Annotated in this window: 19 protein-coding genes and 1 pseudogene; 16 read left to right on the top strand and 4 right to left on the bottom strand. The window is 59.3% G+C overall.

What is annotated here, in order from left to right; genetic code table 11:
• Positions 1 to 60: 60 nt before the first annotated feature.
• The 4 genes from AB1J88_RS27950 (at position 61) to AB1J88_RS27935 (ending at position 2940) form a co-directional block, all read left to right on the top strand.
• Positions 61 to 1257, top strand: coding sequence for a colicin E3/pyocin S6 family cytotoxin (locus AB1J88_RS27950; protein ID WP_430292528.1), 1197 nt, complete (start codon positions 61 to 63; stop codon positions 1255 to 1257).
• Positions 1254 to 1484, top strand: a complete 231-nt coding sequence (locus AB1J88_RS27945) for a DUF7683 domain-containing protein (RefSeq protein ID WP_430292526.1) — start codon at positions 1254 to 1256, stop codon at positions 1482 to 1484. Before AB1J88_RS27950 ends, AB1J88_RS27945 begins: the two co-directional genes overlap by 4 nt.
• 58 nt (positions 1485 to 1542) lie before the next feature.
• A complete protein-coding gene (locus tag AB1J88_RS27940) occupies positions 1543 to 1776 on the top strand; it encodes a DUF7683 domain-containing protein (protein WP_115984204.1) in 234 nt (77 codons plus the stop codon).
• Positions 1777 to 1956: 180 nt separating this feature from the next.
• Complete coding sequence (locus AB1J88_RS27935; RefSeq protein WP_430292524.1) at positions 1957 to 2940, top strand: hypothetical protein; 984 nt, start codon at positions 1957 to 1959, stop codon at positions 2938 to 2940.
• A 6-nt stretch (positions 2941 to 2946) separates the two neighbouring features.
• Here the strand turns inward: AB1J88_RS27935 and AB1J88_RS27930 are convergent, their stop codons facing one another.
• The gene (locus AB1J88_RS27930) at positions 2947 to 3762 is read right to left on the bottom strand and encodes a sulfite exporter TauE/SafE family protein (RefSeq protein WP_430292522.1); all 816 of its coding nucleotides are present in this window, start codon (positions 3760 to 3762) and stop codon (positions 2947 to 2949) included.
• 112 nt (positions 3763 to 3874) lie between these two features.
• On the opposite strand from AB1J88_RS27930, the gene AB1J88_RS27925 reads away from it, so the two are divergent.
• Together AB1J88_RS27925 and AB1J88_RS27920 are read left to right on the top strand one after the other, a co-directional pair.
• Positions 3875 to 4642 (top strand): AraC family transcriptional regulator, encoded by a 768-nt coding sequence (locus tag AB1J88_RS27925; protein WP_430292520.1) that lies wholly within the window; start codon positions 3875 to 3877, stop codon positions 4640 to 4642.
• A gap of 93 nt (positions 4643 to 4735) precedes the next feature.
• Positions 4736 to 5050 carry an XRE family transcriptional regulator gene (locus AB1J88_RS27920; RefSeq protein ID WP_430292518.1) on the top strand — a complete coding sequence of 105 codons (315 nt, stop codon included), beginning with the start codon at positions 4736 to 4738 and terminating at the stop codon, positions 5048 to 5050.
• Positions 5051 to 5154: 104 nt separating this feature from the next.
• On the opposite strand, the gene AB1J88_RS27915 is transcribed toward AB1J88_RS27920, so the two are convergent.
• Complete coding sequence (locus AB1J88_RS27915) at positions 5155 to 6210, bottom strand: MBL fold metallo-hydrolase (protein ID WP_430292516.1); 1056 nt, start codon at positions 6208 to 6210, stop codon at positions 5155 to 5157.
• Between the two features lie 216 nt (positions 6211 to 6426).
• Here AB1J88_RS27915 and AB1J88_RS27910 point away from each other — a divergent pair, with 216 nt between their 5' ends.
• From AB1J88_RS27910 to AB1J88_RS27890, 5 genes and pseudogenes are all read left to right on the top strand, one after another.
• Positions 6427 to 7035 carry a TetR/AcrR family transcriptional regulator gene (locus tag AB1J88_RS27910; RefSeq protein ID WP_430292514.1) on the top strand — a complete coding sequence of 203 codons (609 nt, stop codon included), beginning with the start codon at positions 6427 to 6429 and terminating at the stop codon, positions 7033 to 7035.
• A gap of 155 nt (positions 7036 to 7190) precedes the next feature.
• Positions 7191 to 8240, top strand: a complete 1050-nt coding sequence (locus AB1J88_RS27905; RefSeq protein WP_430292512.1) for a diguanylate cyclase — start codon at positions 7191 to 7193, stop codon at positions 8238 to 8240.
• 122 nt (positions 8241 to 8362) lie between these two features.
• Positions 8363 to 9223: pseudogene (locus tag AB1J88_RS27900) on the top strand (PAS domain-containing protein); the annotation flags it as partial.
• A gap of 51 nt (positions 9224 to 9274) precedes the next feature.
• On the top strand, positions 9275 to 9769 hold the full coding sequence (locus tag AB1J88_RS27895) for a methyl-accepting chemotaxis protein (RefSeq protein ID WP_371851402.1): 495 nt from the start codon (positions 9275 to 9277) through the stop codon (positions 9767 to 9769).
• 169 nt (positions 9770 to 9938) lie between these two features.
• Entirely contained in the window at positions 9939 to 10472 is a 534-nt protein-coding gene (locus tag AB1J88_RS27890; protein ID WP_198759452.1) for a DUF1003 domain-containing protein, read from the top strand.
• On the opposite strand, the gene AB1J88_RS27885 is transcribed toward AB1J88_RS27890, so the two are convergent.
• The gene (locus AB1J88_RS27885) at positions 10473 to 11414 is read right to left on the bottom strand and encodes a LysR family transcriptional regulator (protein WP_041066609.1); all 942 of its coding nucleotides are present in this window, start codon (positions 11412 to 11414) and stop codon (positions 10473 to 10475) included. It abuts the gene before it with no gap.
• A 137-nt stretch (positions 11415 to 11551) separates the two neighbouring features.
• Here AB1J88_RS27885 and AB1J88_RS27880 point away from each other — a divergent pair, with 137 nt between their 5' ends.
• Both AB1J88_RS27880 and AB1J88_RS27875 read left to right on the top strand, forming a co-directional pair.
• Positions 11552 to 12253 (top strand): CTP synthase C-terminal region-related (seleno)protein, encoded by a 702-nt coding sequence (locus AB1J88_RS27880; RefSeq protein WP_430292510.1) that lies wholly within the window; start codon positions 11552 to 11554, stop codon positions 12251 to 12253.
• Positions 12250 to 12561, top strand: a complete 312-nt coding sequence (locus AB1J88_RS27875) for an antibiotic biosynthesis monooxygenase family protein (protein WP_041066466.1) — start codon at positions 12250 to 12252, stop codon at positions 12559 to 12561. Before AB1J88_RS27880 ends, AB1J88_RS27875 begins: the two co-directional genes overlap by 4 nt.
• 137 nt (positions 12562 to 12698) lie before the next feature.
• Here the strand turns inward: AB1J88_RS27875 and AB1J88_RS27870 are convergent, their stop codons facing one another.
• Positions 12699 to 13025: a DUF2025 family protein gene (locus AB1J88_RS27870; protein WP_041066464.1), complete on the bottom strand. Its 327-nt coding sequence runs from the start codon at positions 13023 to 13025 to the stop codon at positions 12699 to 12701.
• Positions 13026 to 13247: 222 nt separating this feature from the next.
• Here AB1J88_RS27870 and AB1J88_RS27865 point away from each other — a divergent pair, with 222 nt between their 5' ends.
• From AB1J88_RS27865 to AB1J88_RS27855, 3 genes are all read left to right on the top strand, one after another.
• Positions 13248 to 14372 (top strand): glycerophosphodiester phosphodiesterase, encoded by a 1125-nt coding sequence (locus AB1J88_RS27865; protein ID WP_430292508.1) that lies wholly within the window; start codon positions 13248 to 13250, stop codon positions 14370 to 14372.
• A gap of 159 nt (positions 14373 to 14531) precedes the next feature.
• The gene (locus AB1J88_RS27860; RefSeq protein WP_041066459.1) at positions 14532 to 14837 is read left to right on the top strand and encodes a PepSY domain-containing protein; all 306 of its coding nucleotides are present in this window, start codon (positions 14532 to 14534) and stop codon (positions 14835 to 14837) included.
• Between the two features lie 161 nt (positions 14838 to 14998).
• On the top strand, positions 14999 to 16174 hold the full coding sequence (locus AB1J88_RS27855) for a GAF domain-containing sensor histidine kinase (protein ID WP_430292506.1): 1176 nt from the start codon (positions 14999 to 15001) through the stop codon (positions 16172 to 16174).
• Positions 16175 to 16292: the final 118 nt, after the last annotated feature.

Here is a 16292-nt window from a genome sequence, read left to right as displayed (position 1 = left end):
TTCGTTAACGTCGCCCGGTTTCATTCCGGTGCGACCTATAAATGAACGAAAGGATGATCAGTGGCTGGCAAAAAGGATATTCCCCGGGTCAGGAACCCACCTTCTGGGGACGGGCATCACGTCACCTACCGGTTCATGAACGCGACCGAACTGGCCGAGCGCGAAGCCAGGCAGAACGCTTACGAGGCCATGCTGGCCCGGCAGGATGCGTTTGAGCGCAGCCGGCAGGTCGCTGTCAAAAAAGTCGAGGCGGTCCGGGCCGGATGCGTGTTCGCAAAGTCTTGCAAACTGCCGGACGCGATCATTGATTACTCGAATCCCTCCGGGATGGTGCCGACCGACAGCCTGAAGGATTATGGCGAATTCGCACTGCTCGGCGCCCGTGAAGCCGATGACGCTGGGCTGCACAACCTGCAAACCATCAGCGGAAATACCGTCGCACTTGGCCTTGGGCACCTTGCTCTTCGCAGCCCGGCACTCGCTACGCCAACGACAGGTCTGGGAGCAGCCATCGGCGCCACCAGTGCTGCACTCATGACCAGCATGGTCGCTTTGCTCTGGACACCCAGTCTGGGTGATAGCGCTCTCTACACCGAGGAACAATTGCGCGCCCTCAAGCAGGCCCGCACCCGTGTTCGCCTGCGCATTGAGCAGCAATCCGATGGCGTTCTGAAAGGTTATGCCTTCTACACCGGCAAGAACCGGGATTGGGAAATGGTTGAGGTCGTGAAACTTGAGACCCGCGACACTCAGTACGTCGCCAACCTGGGTGAAGGCGTCGAGCTGATCTGGACACCCGCCGTAGACGGCTCCGACATCCTCGGCATTCCGGCTCTGGAAGCCGCCCCGCAGACACCGCATATCTGGGTTTACCCGCCAACGAAAGCGGCGAACGACATCCTTGTGAATCCGGTTTACCCACCGGAATACAAGGATTTCATTCTGGTGTTTCCGGAGAGTTCAGGGGTAAGGCCGGTTTATATTGTGGTGAGTCTTTCTGATCACAAATATCATCCCGCACCGCCCGGACTTGCAGCGTTTCCAGATGCGATCAAGGCAGATCGTAAGACTTCCGTTAAAGGAGGCGGCGGGCTTAGAAAGCGATGGAAAACCAGAAAAGGACTGATTTTTGAATGGGACTCACAACACGGTACTGTCGAAATGTATGACAAACGAGGTCGCCATCTCGGTGAGTATGACCCAGCAACTGGCGCGCAAACCAAACCAGCGGATGGCACGAGGACAGTAGAACCATGATCTATCTAATCGAGGCATTTGATAAAGAAAGCGGTTTCCTGGCTTTTGAAGAGGAACTCCCAAGTGGATCAGATCAGGCGATAAAAACCATCATGGGATGGACGGCGGAACAGCAAGGATGGGAGGGATACGATCTCTCGCACGAACAGCTTGGAGCCCTGGAAAAACTACTGGGGAAAAAAATCTATAACCCTGCTTATAAATTCCAGCTCAGCTGCAATGTGTAAACGATGGTTCTGCCCCCCCCCAAAACAAACCGCCCTCTCCAAAGACAAGGACGGAACCATGACTCATGTAATTTATGCGTTTGATCGATCCACCGAAGCTCTGATTTTCGAAGTGCCTATCTTGGCAGAGAATATCGAGCAGCTGCGAGCCATCATGAAATGGAATGACGCAGAAAACGAACTCTACGGTTACGATCTTGATTTTCAGCAGCTAGCACAACTGGAAGCGTTAACCGGAAGATCCTTCTACGATCCTCAATACGATTACCAACTCGCTAGCTACGGAAACTAAAAATTTAGTCTCCTACACCGTCATGCGTGGTTGCTGTCAGGATCAACGATTGAGTTGATCCCACTAATCGCCAGCAGGCTGGCTTCCACAGGTTTTGCATCATCCTGAAAACAATCAGTGCAACCCGCTGCGCCTCCCGCTATTAATACCCCTCCCCCACTCAAGGATCCGAGCCCTGCCATGAAATTCGATCTCGCCTACTGCCTCAGCCTCGACGACAAGTTGTCGATCTATGACGTTCGCGATCTCAATTTCGATGAGACGGTGGCGTTCGATTCCGCGAAGGAGCATTTCCAGTGCCCCAACGATGCCTGTCGTTTGGCGTTTGATGCCTCCAACGAGTTGGGCACGTTCAACGCCAAGAATGTGAATTACATTCGCACGCCGCACTTCAAAAACCTGCCCGGTACGCAGCATGTAGCGGGTTGTCCGTATGTGAGTTTGAAGGCGTCGGCATCTGGCGTTGAGACGGCGGACGGCGACCTGGATGACGGGCGGGAGGAGCATTTTCCGTCGGAGTTGTTGCTGACGCGGCGTGAGTATGTGCGCAAGCCGGCTGCGCCTGCGGGGGCGGCGGATGTGTTGCGGGATGATCCGGTGCGGGTGGCGCAGGTGAGTTCCGGGGAGTCGCCGGGGCGTGAGACGGCGCCGGACAAGACCAGTGTGTTTGCGCATCCGGTGGAATGTTTTGTGTCGAACTTCGCCGACAAGGAGTTGCTCAAGCGCATGCCGTTGAAGATCGGTGAGCACACGGCGCCTTATGGCTCGTTCTTCAAGAAGATCGAGTATCTGACGGACAACAAGGGGCTGATTTACTGGGGCAAGATCAAGGAGATCAAGGATTACACCCAGAGTTTTCGCATCGACTTCGAGCAGAAGGTCTGGTTCAAGCAGGCGGATGAGGCGAAGAAGAAGCCGTATTCGGTGAACGTGTACTTGAGCAAGAAGTTGATCGACAACTACCGCAAGCGCAAGGCGTTTCTGGAAGAGATCAAGCACGCGATCGACAGTGACAAGGAGTTGTTCTGTTTCTTCTATGGCGTGACGCCGGAGTTGAAGCAGGTGCCGAGCAAGAAGAACCCCGAACAGACGTTCGGGGTGTTCAGTGCCAACATCGAGAACCTGGATCACTTTATTGTGCGGGAGGCGCCGGGGTTGGCGTGATGGCTATCAACTCACACACATGCTGATCATCACCATCATGAGCAAACCGATGTACACCCAAGCATGCACCCGATCCGGTATCCGCCCGATCCACGGCGTAGCCAACCGAATCCCGACCATCGACCCCAGTGTCAGCACCGCAAACGCCAGCAAATCCACGTACCCGATAAACCACGCGCCCAGATCCGTCTCGCTGTAACCGGCCAGCGCCATGTAGGTCAGTGTCCCGGCCACGGCCACTGGAACGCTTAACGGATTAGCCATGGACGTTGATTTAGACATGCTCAACCCGCAGCGGCGCAATAGCGGCACGGTCATGACGCTTCCTCCTACGCCGAGGAACGTGGCGACGGCGCCGATGCCTACACCGCCGGCGGATATTTCCTTGCGATTCAATCGGCGTGGGATGACGCCTTCGTCTCGGATGAGAAAGCCGTGTCTGAGCAGGCAGTCGATGATGGTGACGCCGAGGTAGGCGATGAAGGCGTAGCGGATGACCTCGCCGCTGACCCACACCGCAGCGATCGCGCCGATGATCGCGCCCAAGGCGATGAAGCCGCCGAGCGGCCACAGGTAATGGCGGATCAGGTTGCCGGCGCGGCGGTGTTTGTCGGTGGCGATCAGGGCGTTGACGATCATCACGCAGGTCGAGGTGGCGACGGCGATGTGCATGGCCGATTGGCTGATGGGGTCGTCGGCGCCGTGACTGGCGGTGAGCATGCGATAGAGCAGCGGCACGACGACGAAGCCGCCGCCGAAGCCGAACAGGACGGCGGTGATGCCGGTCATACAGCCGAAAAGGGTCAACAAGAGGTAAAACATGGCGCGTCTTCCGGTGGTGGCGAGCGGTCGACGATAGAACGACGCGGCTTGGCCTGCTTCAGCAACTCAGCCAATAATGTTTGCGTTTACGCCAACTACCGGGAAACGCTCGATGCGCAATGTTTCGATCAATCTACTGGATGACACGCCGCGCCCGGTGGTGGCGATCGGTACGGATTATTCCCACGGCCATCTGTTGCCGTTTCATACGCATCGACGGGCGCAATTGTTGTACGGCGCGACCGGGGTGATGCAGGTTCGTACTCATGACGGCAACTGGGTGGTGCCGCCACAACGGGCGGTGTGGATTCCGCCGGGAGTGGCACATGAGGTGCTGATGCTGGGCGTGAGCACGCGCAGTCTGTACATCGAGTCGGGGTCGGTGGATTTGGGGCAGCGTTGCCAGGTGATCAGCGTTTCGCCGTTGATGCGGCACTTGTTGATGGAGGCGGTGGAAGTGCCGCTGGCCTATGACCTCGAAGGACGCGATGGCGTACTGATCGACTTGCTGCTGCATGAACTGGCGCGCAGTGCCCCTCTGCCCTTGCACATTCCGCTGCCGACTGACGGAAAGCTCCTGGCTTTGTGTCAGAACTTTCTGCATCAGCCGAACGCCCATCAGTCACCGCAACACTGGGCCGAGCAGTTGCACATAAGCTTGCGCACCTTCAACAGAGTGTTTCGGCAGCAGACCGGGTTGAGCTTCAGCCAATGGCGGCAACAGGCCTGCGTGGTGCTGGCGCTGGCGCGGCTGGCGGCCGGTGAAGCGGTGACGCGGATCGCCCTGGATTTCGGTTATGAGAGCCCGGCGGCGTTCTCGACGATGTTCCGGCGCATCCTCGGCCAGGCACCGTCCGTCTGGTTGGAGGCGGCGAACTAGGGCAAATCAAAAAATGCGTTTGATCCCCGCCGAAAACAACTGTACAAAAACACAGTACATTTTCAATCAGCACTCTTGAGCCCGGAGCACACCATGGCCTCTCTTGCGATGAACCACATCCTCGAACGCATTGCCCTTTTCCAGTTCACCCCGACGCACTGCGTCCAGGCCCGAGCGATGCTGGGCTGGAGCGTGGAACAACTGTCGCGCGAGGCGGAGGTTGCGGTGGACGACATTCAGCGGTTTGAAGCGCAGCAGGACGTGGCGGAAGCAGCGCGGCTGGCGTTGGCTTACCGGTTTGAGGCGCAGGGGTTGGTGTTTTTTCCGGGGTTTGCGCCGGGTCGCAGTGCGAGTATGGGTGCGCCATCGGATGCAGTGGGGCGTGGGGATTATGCGATGGCTGAATGAACATTTGTGGTGAGGGGATTTAGCGAAACGTCACTGCCTCATCGGGGCGGTGCGACGTTCGCTAAATCCCCTCACCACAAAACATCAGCATTCACTAATGGGGGTCAGGCGTTCTGCACCACCCCTTCACTCTCCCCTTCAACCGCCAACCACCACGCACTCCCGCGCTGCGGCTGCATCAGGTTAAACGCCTCACCCATTTGCGGCGTGGTGATCGCCACACTGCGCTCCCAGGCCAGTGACAGGATGCGATCAAACGGTTCGTGCCAGGCGTGCATGGCCAGGTCGAAGGTGCCGTTGTGGATCGGAAACAGCCAACGGCCCTTGAGGTCGATGTGCGCTTGCAGGGTTTCTTCGGGTTGCATGTGCACGTGCGGCCATTCAACGTTGTAGGCGCCGGTTTCCATCAGGGTCAGGTCGAACGGGCCGTATTGTTCGCCGATGCGTTTGAAGCCGTCGAAGTAGCCGCTGTCTCCGCTGAAGAAGATCCGCGTGTCGCCATTGATCATCACCCACGAGGCCCACAGCGTGCTGTTGCTGTCGAACAGGCCGCGGCCGGAGAAGTGCTGTGAGGGCGTGGCGACGAAGCGGATGCCGGCGATTTCGGTGCCCTGCCACCAGTCGTACTGGCGGACTTTGCTGGCATCGATGCCCCATTTGACCAAGGTATCGCCGACGCCCAGCGGGGTCAGGAAGTAGTTGGTCTTGGCCGCCAGTTTCAGCACTGCCTGGTAATCGAGGTGGTCGTAGTGGTTGTGCGAGAGGATCACCGCTTCGATCGGCGGCAACTGGTCGATACTGATCGGTGGCTGGTGAAAGCGTTTCGGGCCGGCCCATTGCACGGGCGAAGCGCGCTCGGCGAAGACCGGGTCGGTGATCCAGAATTTGCCGCGCATTTTCAGCAACAGGGTCGAGTGGCCGAGGCGATAGACGCTGTGGTCAGGCGCGGCCAGCAGGCCTTCAGTTGTCAGCGACTGCACCGGGATCGCAGCGGCGGGACGGGCATTGCGCGGCTTGTTGAAAATCATGTTCCACATGATCCGCAGCATCTTGCGCCCACCTTCGCGCTGCACCGGCGCATGGTTACGGAACAGCCCTTGATCCTGGCGAGAGGCTTCAGGCGTGGAAGTTTGATCCGCAGAAATATCTGAATTGGCCATGACTGAGAGACTCCAGAAAAACCGCGCAATTCACGGTTTTTCACGGTGGGACGATAAATGGCCAAGGCACGCACGCATCAGCCGAACTGTCTGGTTTTTAGGTTGCGCGGATTAACGCAACATTACACTGGGCGGTGTAGTTTCTAGGTTGCATGAAACGTGGTGACAAGTAAACTGCCAAGTGTAATTCCCCTCTTTCTCTGCCGAAGCGTACTTATGACAGCTGCACAGCGCCTCACCGACCGCAAACGCGAAGCCATCATTCAGGCGGCGATTGCCGAATTCCGGGCCAACGGGTTCGAGATCACCAGCATGGACAAGATCGCGGCTACCGCTGGGGTGTCGAAGCGCACGGTGTACAACCATTTCCCCAGCAAGGAAGAGCTGTTCGCCGAAATTCTCAACCAACTCTGGGCACGGATTACCGAAGAGCAGACGGTGAGCTACCGCGCCGATCAGCCGCTGCGCGAGCAACTGCTGCCCATGTTGCAGGCCAAACTGCAGATGATGGCCGATGACAATTTTCTCGGACTCGCGCGGGTGGCGATTGCCGCCACCATCCATTCCCCGGAGCGCGCGCAAGACATGGTGGCGCGCATGGGCGAGCGGGAAGAAGGCCTGACGGTGTGGATTCGCGCTGCGCTGGCCGATGGTCGGTTGAAAACCGTGGATGCCGATTTCGCCGCGCAGCAGGTGCAGGGACTGTTGAAGTCATTCGGTTTCTGGCCGCAGATTTCCATGGGTTTGCCGCCGCTGGATGCAGACACGCAAAAAGCCGTGGCCGAGTCGGCAATGGAGATGTTTCTGGCCCGATACCAGCTCTAGACCGCTACTCTCCTGCGCCCACCACGATTAAATGGCTCGAAAGGACACTGATTATTCCCGTTGGAATAAATGACAATGTCCGACAAAGACCGACGAACGGTCGGCCTGAAAAAGATACTGCAAAGTATTTCAGGATGAATCTGGCGCAGGACATCATGGAAAATCAACGCGGCAAAGGCTTGTCATTCGCCAGACGCATTTATCTGCCCAGGATCATCGGTCTGGGTGTCGGCTTTTTCAGCGTCGCGGCCGCGCTGTATCCGTTGCAGATGCCGAACGGGCTCTGGGCGCTGCTGGTGTTCAACGGTTTTATCTGGCCGCATCTGGCCTATCAGCTTTCGACCCGCTCGACCTTCCCCTACCACGCCGAACGCCGCAACCTGTTGTACGACTCGTTGTGCGGCGGTTTCTGGACTGCGTGTTTTCAGTTCAATCCGCTGACCACCGTGACCATCCTGTCGATGATGACCATGAACAATGTCGCCGCCGGTGGACGACGTCTGTTCCTGCTCGGCGCCCTCGCCCAAATCGCCGGCGTGACGCTGGGCTGGTTAATGTTCGGCTTCAAGTTCAGCCTGACGATGACGCAAGTCGAGGTTTGGGCCTGCCTGCCGATGCTCACCTTGTACCCTTTGGCCCTGGGCATGGTCTGTTACCAACTGGCGATCAAACTCGCGCAGCACAAGCGTGCCCTCCGAGACCTGAGCCGCACCGACAGCCTCACCGGGCTGCTCAATCACGGCGCCTGGAAGGATCTGCTGCACACGCATTTCACGCTATGTCAGCAAAACCACACCCAGGACATTCTGGCGCTGATCGACATTGATCACTTCAAGAGCATCAACGACAACTATGGGCACATCGTTGGCGACGCCGTGCTGCGTGAGCTGAGCCAGGCACTCAAAGGATTGCTGGCCGAAGGTGAACGGGCCGGCCGTTATGGCGGCGACGAGTTTTGCCTGATCCTGCCTGACCAGCCACTCAAAAAAGCCGAGGCGCAAATGGAACGATTGCGTCAGGCGTTGGACCAATATCGGCACCCGGATGTACCAGAGTTGCGCGTCAGCCTGAGTATCGGTCTGGCACGGTTTCAGCCATCGTACAGCGACGCGGTTGCCTGGCTGGATGACGCCGACAAAGCGCTGTACACCGCCAAACACACGGGACGCAACACCATCAGTGTGGCGCTGAGCAGTCCGAGTTAGAACGACGCCAATTCCGTCGGCCTGGAAAAACTGTAAACATGTTGATTCGCATTTTCTTGTACAAACCCAGAAGGCTTGTATAAGATCGAGCCGTCAGCCTGGATGCTGGCACTTTGCAGTCAATGACAAATGCTGACCCGGCATTTGCTCTGCCAGCGCGGAAACAGGGACACAAACCTCGTCTTTCCCTACTTCCAGGTACTGCCTCTATGTTTTTCAAACGCCACCAGGCCGAACTCAACGATCTTCAACACACCATCACCGAACAAAACGGCCTGCTTGAAGCGATCAATCGCTCCATGGCGGTGATCGAGTTCGACCTTGACGGTGTGGTGTTAAAGGCCAATGACAACTTCCTCAAAACCATGGGCTACCGCGCCGAACAGGTGATCGGCCAGCCGCATCGCTTGTTCTGCACTCCGGAGTTTGGCCGCAGCGCGCAATACACCGAACTGTGGTCGCGCCTGAAAAACGGCCAGTTCCAGTCCGGCACCTTCGAGCGGATCAACAGCCAGGGCCAGCCGATCTGGCTGGAAGCCAATTACAACCCGATCAAGGATGCGTCGGGACGTGTGGTCAAAGTGGTCAAGTTCGCCATGAACGTGACGACCAAGGTCCAGCAGGAAAGCGAGGCCAACGCCAAGCTGCAGGCGATCGACCGGGCAATGGCGGTGATCGAATTCGACCTCAACGGCGGCATTCTCACCGCCAACCAGAATTTTCTGACGCGCATGGGTTACACCCTCGCTGAACTGAAGGGTAAACATCACCGCTTGTTCTGCCGCGCGGAGCTGGTCAACAGCAGCGCCTACGAGGATTTCTGGCGGCGGTTGAATCAGGGTGAGCTGTTTCAGGGTCAGTTCGAACGCGTTGACAAGCGCGGCCAGAGTATTTGGCTGGAGGCCAACTACAACCCGGTGTACGACGCCGCCGGGCGTTTGTGCAAAGTGGTGAAATTCGCCACGGACGTCACCGCCCGCGTCGAGCAGCACGAGCACGATGCCCGTAGCGCCAGCGCCGCTTATCACATCTCCGTGGAAACCCGGAAAGTCGCCGAGCAAGGCACTCAGGTGATCCAGCAGGCGGCCAGCGAAATGCGTGAAATTGCTGACGACATCGCGCAGTCATCAACGCTGATTGCGCAACTTGGCGAACGCTCGGAGCAGATCACCGCGATCGTCAATACGATCCGCGCGATTGCCGACCAGACCAATCTGCTGGCGCTCAACGCGGCGATTGAAGCGGCGCGCGCCGGGGATCAGGGCCGCGGTTTTGCCGTGGTGGCGGACGAAGTGCGGCAACTGGCGGCGCGCACCAGCGGCTCGACGGCGGAGATTTCCAGCATGATCGGCCTGATCCAGAGCGAGACACGGCAGGCGATCAAGAGCATGGAAGGCACCCGCGGGCGGGCGGCGCAAGGCGTTGAACTGGCGGATCAGGCCGGCAGCGTGATACTGCAGATCCGCGATGGCGCCAGTGAAGCAGTGCAGGCGGTGAGCATGTTTGCCAATGAGCGGGCGCCGGGCTAAGAAACCGCGTCGCGGCTTTCGCGAGCAGGCTCGCTCCCACAGGGATTGAGTCGATCAGTTGACTTGTGATCAACCCGGATTCTGTGGGAGCGAGCCTGCTCGCGAAAGGGCCATCAGCCTCGATGCAGGACTATAGTGACCTCCAGTCCCAAGTCCTGCCGAGCCCACCATGACCACAGAAAAACCCAACGTCCCCGCGCCCGCACCGGTCGACCACTTGCGCTTTCACCGCCCCCACGCCCACCTCAACACCACCTTCGGCAACGACGCGTTCGCCCTGCGTGCCGAGGCCTTCGCGCGGTTCTTTGGCACGCCGCTGTTTCTCGGCGCGCAAACGCTGATCGTCGCAGTGTGGATCGGCCTCAACGTCTCGGGCGTGACGCAGTTCGACGTCTACCCATTCATCCTGCTCAACCTCGCGTTCAGCCTGCAAGCCGCCTACGCCGCGCCGTTGATTCTGCTGGCACAGACCCGACAGGCCGCGCGGGACAAGGCGCAGTCGGACGCCGACGCGCAACACCGTGAAGCGCTGGCGGTGGCCAACAGCGAGCGCCAGGCGCAGGCCGCACAGACCACCGCGCAACTGCTCGAATTGCTGGAACAGAACACCCGACTCACCGAGATGACCAAGAGCCTGACTGAACGCATCGAAGGCCTGACCCGCGAACTGCATGCGCACATCTGCCAGGATCCGCAACGCTGATCATGGCAAACGCAGCGCCCGCCCCAATTCATCGAACAGCGTGACCACCGCGCGCAACGCGCGGCAGTCCGCGCGGGTCAGCAGCCACAGCGCGGTGTCATAGCCGTGCAGCGGTGCGCTGAGGGGCTGCAAACCTTCCGTGATCAGAAAGTCCGGCAACGCCGCCACGCCGAGACCGCCGCGCACCAGTTCCGTCACCGAGAGCATGCTGTTGCAGCGATAACTCGGGATCACGCCGGGCAACTGTTGGCGGCGCCAGGCGACGGTCGGGTGATCCGGCAGAAACTCGTCCGGGGCGATCCAGGTCAGCGCTGCCAGATCCGTCGCATCCACATTCTGCAGATAACGCGCACTGGCGCAGACCCGGTAGGAAACCTTCGCCAGTTGCCGTCCGACCAGATGCTCCGGCGGTGTACGCGTCAGGCGCAGGGCGATGTCGGCATCACGCCGGCTGAGGTTGGCGAAATCGTTGGAGGTGCTCAGCTCGAGAGTCAGCGCCGGGTAGTTCGGCATGAACTGCGCCAGCGCCGGCAACAACAGGCCTTGCAGCACCGAATCGGTACAGGTCAGGCGCACCGTACCGCTGACCACTTCCCCGCCCTGCTCGACACCGATTCGCGCCGCTTCCAGCGCCTGCTCGGCGCGCTCGGCCTGCTCGGCCAGCGTCTGCGCGAGGGTGGTGGGCAAATAACCGGCGCGGCTCTTTTCGAACAACTGCTGACCGAGCGCCGACTCCAGACGACGCACTGCACGAAACACCGTCGACACGTCGACCCTGAGCAACTGCGACGCCCGGGCCAGAGAGCCGCCGCGCACCAAGGCAAGGATCAGCGCCAGATCCGGGTAGTCGAGTCGATAGTGCGTCGCTGCATTGATCACTTGGGAAAACGCCAATATTGAGTGCGTGAACGCCAATCTATAGTGAGCCCCGGTGATCGACAACTGCACACATTCAATGTGGTGAGGGGATTCATCCCCGATGGACTGCGCAGCAGGCCTTGTTTGAGGGCCGCTTCACGCCCCGTCGGGGATAAATCCCCTCACCACAGAGGCTTACTCACTCAAATCAAGGAAATCCCATGGACGCCATTTCCATCGCCCTGATCGGCGATCACGACCCGCAAGTCACCGCCCACCAGGCGATCCCCGTTGCCCTCGGCATGATCGCCGAGCAGTCCGGCCACAATGTGCAATTCGACTGGCTGGCCACGGATCAAATCCACATCGATACACCATTGGCACACTACGACGGCTTCTGGTGCGTCCCGGCCAGCCCCTACAACAGTGAGGCCGGTGCACTCAGGGCGATTCGTTTTGCCCGCGAACAACAGCGCCCGTTCCTTGGTACCTGCGGCGGTTTTCAGCATGCGCTGCTGGAATTTTCCCGCAATGTGCTGGGCTGGGCCGATGCCGAGCATGGCGAAACGTCACCGGATTCGCCGCGAGCGGTACTGACACCGCTGACCTGCTCGTTGGTGGAGGCGGTAGACAGCATTCATCTGGTCGCCGGTTCGTTGATCGCCAAGGCGTACGAAACGTCTGAAATTCATGAAGGCTATCGCTGCCGATTCGGTGTGAACCCACAGTTCGAAAAGGAATTACTGACCCCTCCGCTACGTGCCGTGGGGCACGATTCGGCGGGCGATTTGCGCGCGATCGAATTGACTGACCATGTGTTTTTTGTCGCCACGTTGTTTCAACCGGAACGTGCGGCGCTCAGGGGCCATGTCCCGCCGCTGGTGCGGGCGTTTGTCGAAGCGTGTGCGGAGCAACGTCCATGAAGCCGAACGAATCCTGCTTCGCGGTGATTTTCACCTCGACCCGCACCGAAGGTGACAACGGTTATGCCGCGGCCTCCGAGCGCATGATGGAACTGGTCAGCCAGCAACCGGGGTTTCTCGGGATTGATTCGATTCGTGGGGAAGATGGCGTCGGCATCACCATTTCCTACTGGGAGAGCGAGGCGGCGATTCTGGCCTGGCGCGAGCATCCCGAGCACCGGGTGATTCAGGCGCGCGGGCGGGCGCAGTGGTATTCGACGTTTCAGACCCGGGTGTGTCGGGTGGAGCGCGAGTATCGGTTTGGGTAGGGAGTTGGGTGGTGTTCTCACTGGCCTCATCGCTGGCAAGCCAGCTCCCACTGGTACTGCGTGATCTTCAGAACAACGAATAACCTGTGGGAGCATGGCTTGCCCGCGATGCGGCCAGTAGCGTCAATACAAAAACCTCAGCCCTGCACCAGACTGCGCACCGCCACAATCTCCGGCACCTCAACCTTGCTCATGTACACCCGCAACGGCTCGCTGATGTTGATCCGCTCGTCGATGTTCTGATCCAGCAGCAACTGAATCAGCTCGCGCTTCAAGGTCATGGTGGTATCCGAAACCGGCGCCCAGACAAATTCGCTGGTGGGAATAATGCCGTCATCGGCCACGTCCATGCCGAACGAATCCTCGCTGAATCGCACGATGTACTGACCGGTCTTGCGGTTGAGGCCGACAAAACCCTTGAGGTCATCGGCGGCCTGACAGATGAGTTGGGAAGTGATGCGCATGGTAAACCTCACGAAAAATCATCGATGGTTTACACGCAGGGCAACAGACTCGGCGCGCCCTCTGCCGGAGCGTCTGCCGAGGCCAAGCGTACTGCAAACCGCGCCACAAAAGTGCAGGAAAAATCGCTTTTAATACGTTTATGTCGGTCTGGCGATAGCACGCAACCGATTCAGTTGTTAAAAGGTACGTCTTTGAAAATGCCCTGCGAAAGGAACTCGAACATGCCCGCCACTTTCACCAAAAGCGCCCTCATGCTGAGCCTGATGCTCGGTCTCGGCCAGGCCCACGCCGCCGCGACTGACGTCAACGCGCTGGCCGCCGCCCATGGCATCCCGCATCCAGCCGTGATCGCACACCGTGGCGCGTCCTTCGATGCGCCGGAGTCCACCGCCGCCTCCTACAAACTGGCCCGCGACCTCGGCGCCGACTACCTGGAAATGGACTTGCAGCGCAGCAAGGACGGCGTGCTGTTCGCCCTGCACGACAACAACCTGCAACGCACCACCGACGTCGCCACCAAGTTCCCCGAACGCAAAGACAGCCCGGCCACCGCCTTCACCATGGCCGAACTGAAAACCCTCGACGCCGGCAGTTGGTACAACAAGGTTTACCCGGATCGCGCACGTCCGTCCTACGCCGGGCTGAAAATCCTCACCCTCGATGAAATCATCGACATCGCCCAGGCCAACCCGAAACACAAGCCGGGCCTGTACATCGAAACCAAGGAGCCGCAACTGTTTCCGGGGATCGAGCATGACCTCAAAGAGAAACTGCAGGATCGCGGCTGGCTGAGCCCGGCCGGTTCGAAACTGGCCAAGAGCGAGCTGGGCGTCGGCCAGGGCAAAGGCAAAGTGATCCTGCAGACTTTCGAGAAGAACAGCCTCGAACTGCTGCAAAAGGAAATGCCGCAAGTGCCGAAGATCCTGCTTCTGTGGGTCGGCGAAGGCAGCATCGAGCCAAAATCCAGGGTGACCTTTGCCGAGTCCGGCGAGAAGGACAAGAACGTGTTCTACGGCAAGCAGGAGCCGAAGTCCGAAGCCGAATTCAAGCAATGGGTGGATTTCGCCAAGGCTCACGGCGCCATCGGCACCGGTCCCTCTGCCAAACTGACCCAGGGTGGCGATCAGAGCTACTCGGATCTGGTGCAACCGTGGATGAACCAGTACACCCACGATCAGGGCATGCTGGTGCACGTGTACACCGTCGATGAGCCGGTGGACTTCAAGAAAGTCATGGCGGCCGGGGTTGATGGCATCTTCACCAACCGCGCCAGCGAACTGTTGAAGTTCTACAAGCGTCCAGCCAGCGCCAGTGTCGATCAGGTGTTGAAGAACAACGGGTTCTGATCTGAAAAAACCGAGGCGCCTTGATCGCGGGCAAGCCACGCTCCCACAGGTTTTGTGTCGGGCATGGTTTGCCCGTTTTGTATTCGGGGTTTTAAGGGTGAATTAAGTTGTGGTGGTTAACCTGAGCCCACTTCAACGAACAACCCAAGGAATGAGCCGATGAAAACTTTGACTGCCCTGTTTACCGCCGCTGCCCTGACCCTGACTGCTGGCCTCGCCCAGGCCGATGTGCGCGTCGACCAGATCCCTGAGCTGGTCAAATCCGGCAAGATCAAGTCGCTGGAATCGATGAACGCCGAGGCACTGAAACTGCATCCGGGTGCGACCATCACCGACACCGACCTGGATAACCACTTCAACGGTTACGAGTACGAAGTCGAGCTAAAAACCGCCGATGGCAAAGAGTATGACGTCGACTTCGATGCCACCACCGGCAAGGTGCTGAGCAACAAGCAAGACACCTGATACACCGCCAACGCAAAGCCGCACGATCCCGGATCCTGCGGCTTTTTTGCGTCCGTTGTCCGGCGAATCACGCGGATGCCGCCTGAAGGGATGCCAAAACCGCCATCAGACGGCTAGTATGGCGACCATCAGATAAACAATTGCAGCCGAGAGCGATGGGCATGGGGCAGACAGCGGCAGCAGACATCGCAACGATCAAACGGATCAGCGCGGTTCCGGCGATTCTTCAGGTGATTCGCGAACTGACCGGCCTGCGCTTCGCCGCCGTGGCGCGGGTTACCGAGGAGTCATGGACAGCCTGCGCCGTCCTCGATCAGCTGGATTTCGGCCTGCAGGTCGGTGGCGAGCTGGATGTGGTCACCACGCTGTGCCACGAAATCCGCGCTGCGCACACGTCGGTGGTGATCGACAAGGCCAGCGAAGACCCGCTCTACCGCGATCATCACACCCCGCGTCTGTACAAATTCGAGAGCTATATCTCGGTGCCGGTGTTCCGCACCGACGGGCGCTTTTTCGGCACGATCTGCGCGCTCGATCCGAACCCCGCGCAACTCAAGTCCAGCAGCATCCAGAGCACCATGGAGTCGTTCGCGCGAATGCTCGCGTTGCAGATCGAAGCCGAGGAAAACGCGCAGCTCACCGAAACCGCGTTGTTGCAGGAGCGCGAAACCGCCGAGTTGCGCGAACAGTTCATTGCCGTGCTCGGCCACGACTTGCGCAACCCGTTGTTCGCGATCAGCGCCGGTGCCGAAATGCTCCTGCGCAAACACCCGGATCCGGCCATCGACGTTCGGGTACGCAATATCCTCGGCAGTGCGCAACGGGCAACCCGGCTGGTGGATGACGTACTCGACTTTGCTCGCGGACGCTTGGGCAAGGGCATTCCGGTGGATATCCAGCCCTGCGCCGATTTGACCGAAGCCGTGCAGCAAGTGGTGACGGAGATTCGTAACGTGCATCCGCAGCGCACCATTTACGCGTCCATCGGCGACTTGCAGGGCTTGCCCTGTGACCGCGCGAGGATCGCTCAATTGCTGTCGAACCTGCTGGCCAATGCCGTGGCCCATGGCGACCCGGAGGGCGACATTGAGGTCATCGCCCAGATTGATCACGGCGCGTTGATGCTGGCGGTGAAGAATCAGGGGCATATTCCCGAGGCGGTTTTGCCGCATCTGTTCCAGCCTTACTCGCGCCCAAGCGCCAGCACGCCCCAGGCCGGGCTCGGTCTGGGGCTGTATATCGCCAGCCAGATCGCCCAGTCCCACGGTGGGCATTTGCATGTGGCGTCCACCGCGCAGAGCGGCACGCTGTTCACCTTCAGCCTGCCCACTGCCTGAAAAGCACACCTTGGATCCCTGTGGGAGCGAGCTTGCTCGCGAAGCTGTTGTGTCTGCCACACATGAGGCGACTAGCACGCCGCTTTCGCGAGCAAGCTCGCTCCCACATTGGTTCTGC

Source organism: Pseudomonas sp. S8, from assembly GCF_050473925.1.
GTDB lineage: Bacteria > Pseudomonadota > Gammaproteobacteria > Pseudomonadales > Pseudomonadaceae > Aquipseudomonas > Aquipseudomonas parakoreensis.
Note: the sequence above shows the minus strand (reverse complement) of the source record. Positions and strands in the feature narration are given on the sequence as shown.

What these genes read in the sequence shown, in the direction of transcription:
- AB1J88_RS27945 (WP_430292526.1), top strand. Translation starts at nt 1,254, where the DNA reads ATGATCTATCTAATCGAGGCATTTGATAAAGAAAGCGGTTTCCTGGCT.
- AB1J88_RS27940 (WP_115984204.1), top strand. Translation starts at nt 1,543, where the DNA reads ATGACTCATGTAATTTATGCGTTTGATCGATCCACCGAAGCTCTGATT.
- AB1J88_RS27935 (WP_430292524.1), top strand. Translation starts at nt 1,957, where the DNA reads ATGAAATTCGATCTCGCCTACTGCCTCAGCCTCGACGACAAGTTGTCG.
- AB1J88_RS27930 (WP_430292522.1), bottom strand. Translation starts at nt 3,762, where the DNA reads ATGTTTTACCTCTTGTTGACCCTTTTCGGCTGTATGACCGGCATCACC.
- AB1J88_RS27925 (WP_430292520.1), top strand. Translation starts at nt 3,875, where the DNA reads ATGCGCAATGTTTCGATCAATCTACTGGATGACACGCCGCGCCCGGTG.
- AB1J88_RS27920 (WP_430292518.1), top strand. Translation starts at nt 4,736, where the DNA reads ATGGCCTCTCTTGCGATGAACCACATCCTCGAACGCATTGCCCTTTTC.
- AB1J88_RS27915 (WP_430292516.1), bottom strand. Translation starts at nt 6,210, where the DNA reads ATGGCCAATTCAGATATTTCTGCGGATCAAACTTCCACGCCTGAAGCC.
- AB1J88_RS27910 (WP_430292514.1), top strand. Translation starts at nt 6,427, where the DNA reads ATGACAGCTGCACAGCGCCTCACCGACCGCAAACGCGAAGCCATCATT.
- AB1J88_RS27905 (WP_430292512.1), top strand. Translation starts at nt 7,191, where the DNA reads ATGGAAAATCAACGCGGCAAAGGCTTGTCATTCGCCAGACGCATTTAT.
- AB1J88_RS27890 (WP_198759452.1), top strand. Translation starts at nt 9,939, where the DNA reads ATGACCACAGAAAAACCCAACGTCCCCGCGCCCGCACCGGTCGACCAC.
- AB1J88_RS27880 (WP_430292510.1), top strand. Translation starts at nt 11,552, where the DNA reads ATGGACGCCATTTCCATCGCCCTGATCGGCGATCACGACCCGCAAGTC.
- AB1J88_RS27875 (WP_041066466.1), top strand. Translation starts at nt 12,250, where the DNA reads ATGAAGCCGAACGAATCCTGCTTCGCGGTGATTTTCACCTCGACCCGC.
- AB1J88_RS27870 (WP_041066464.1), bottom strand. Translation starts at nt 13,025, where the DNA reads ATGCGCATCACTTCCCAACTCATCTGTCAGGCCGCCGATGACCTCAAG.
- AB1J88_RS27865 (WP_430292508.1), top strand. Translation starts at nt 13,248, where the DNA reads ATGCCCGCCACTTTCACCAAAAGCGCCCTCATGCTGAGCCTGATGCTC.
- AB1J88_RS27860 (WP_041066459.1), top strand. Translation starts at nt 14,532, where the DNA reads ATGAAAACTTTGACTGCCCTGTTTACCGCCGCTGCCCTGACCCTGACT.
- AB1J88_RS27855 (WP_430292506.1), top strand. Translation starts at nt 14,999, where the DNA reads ATGGGGCAGACAGCGGCAGCAGACATCGCAACGATCAAACGGATCAGC.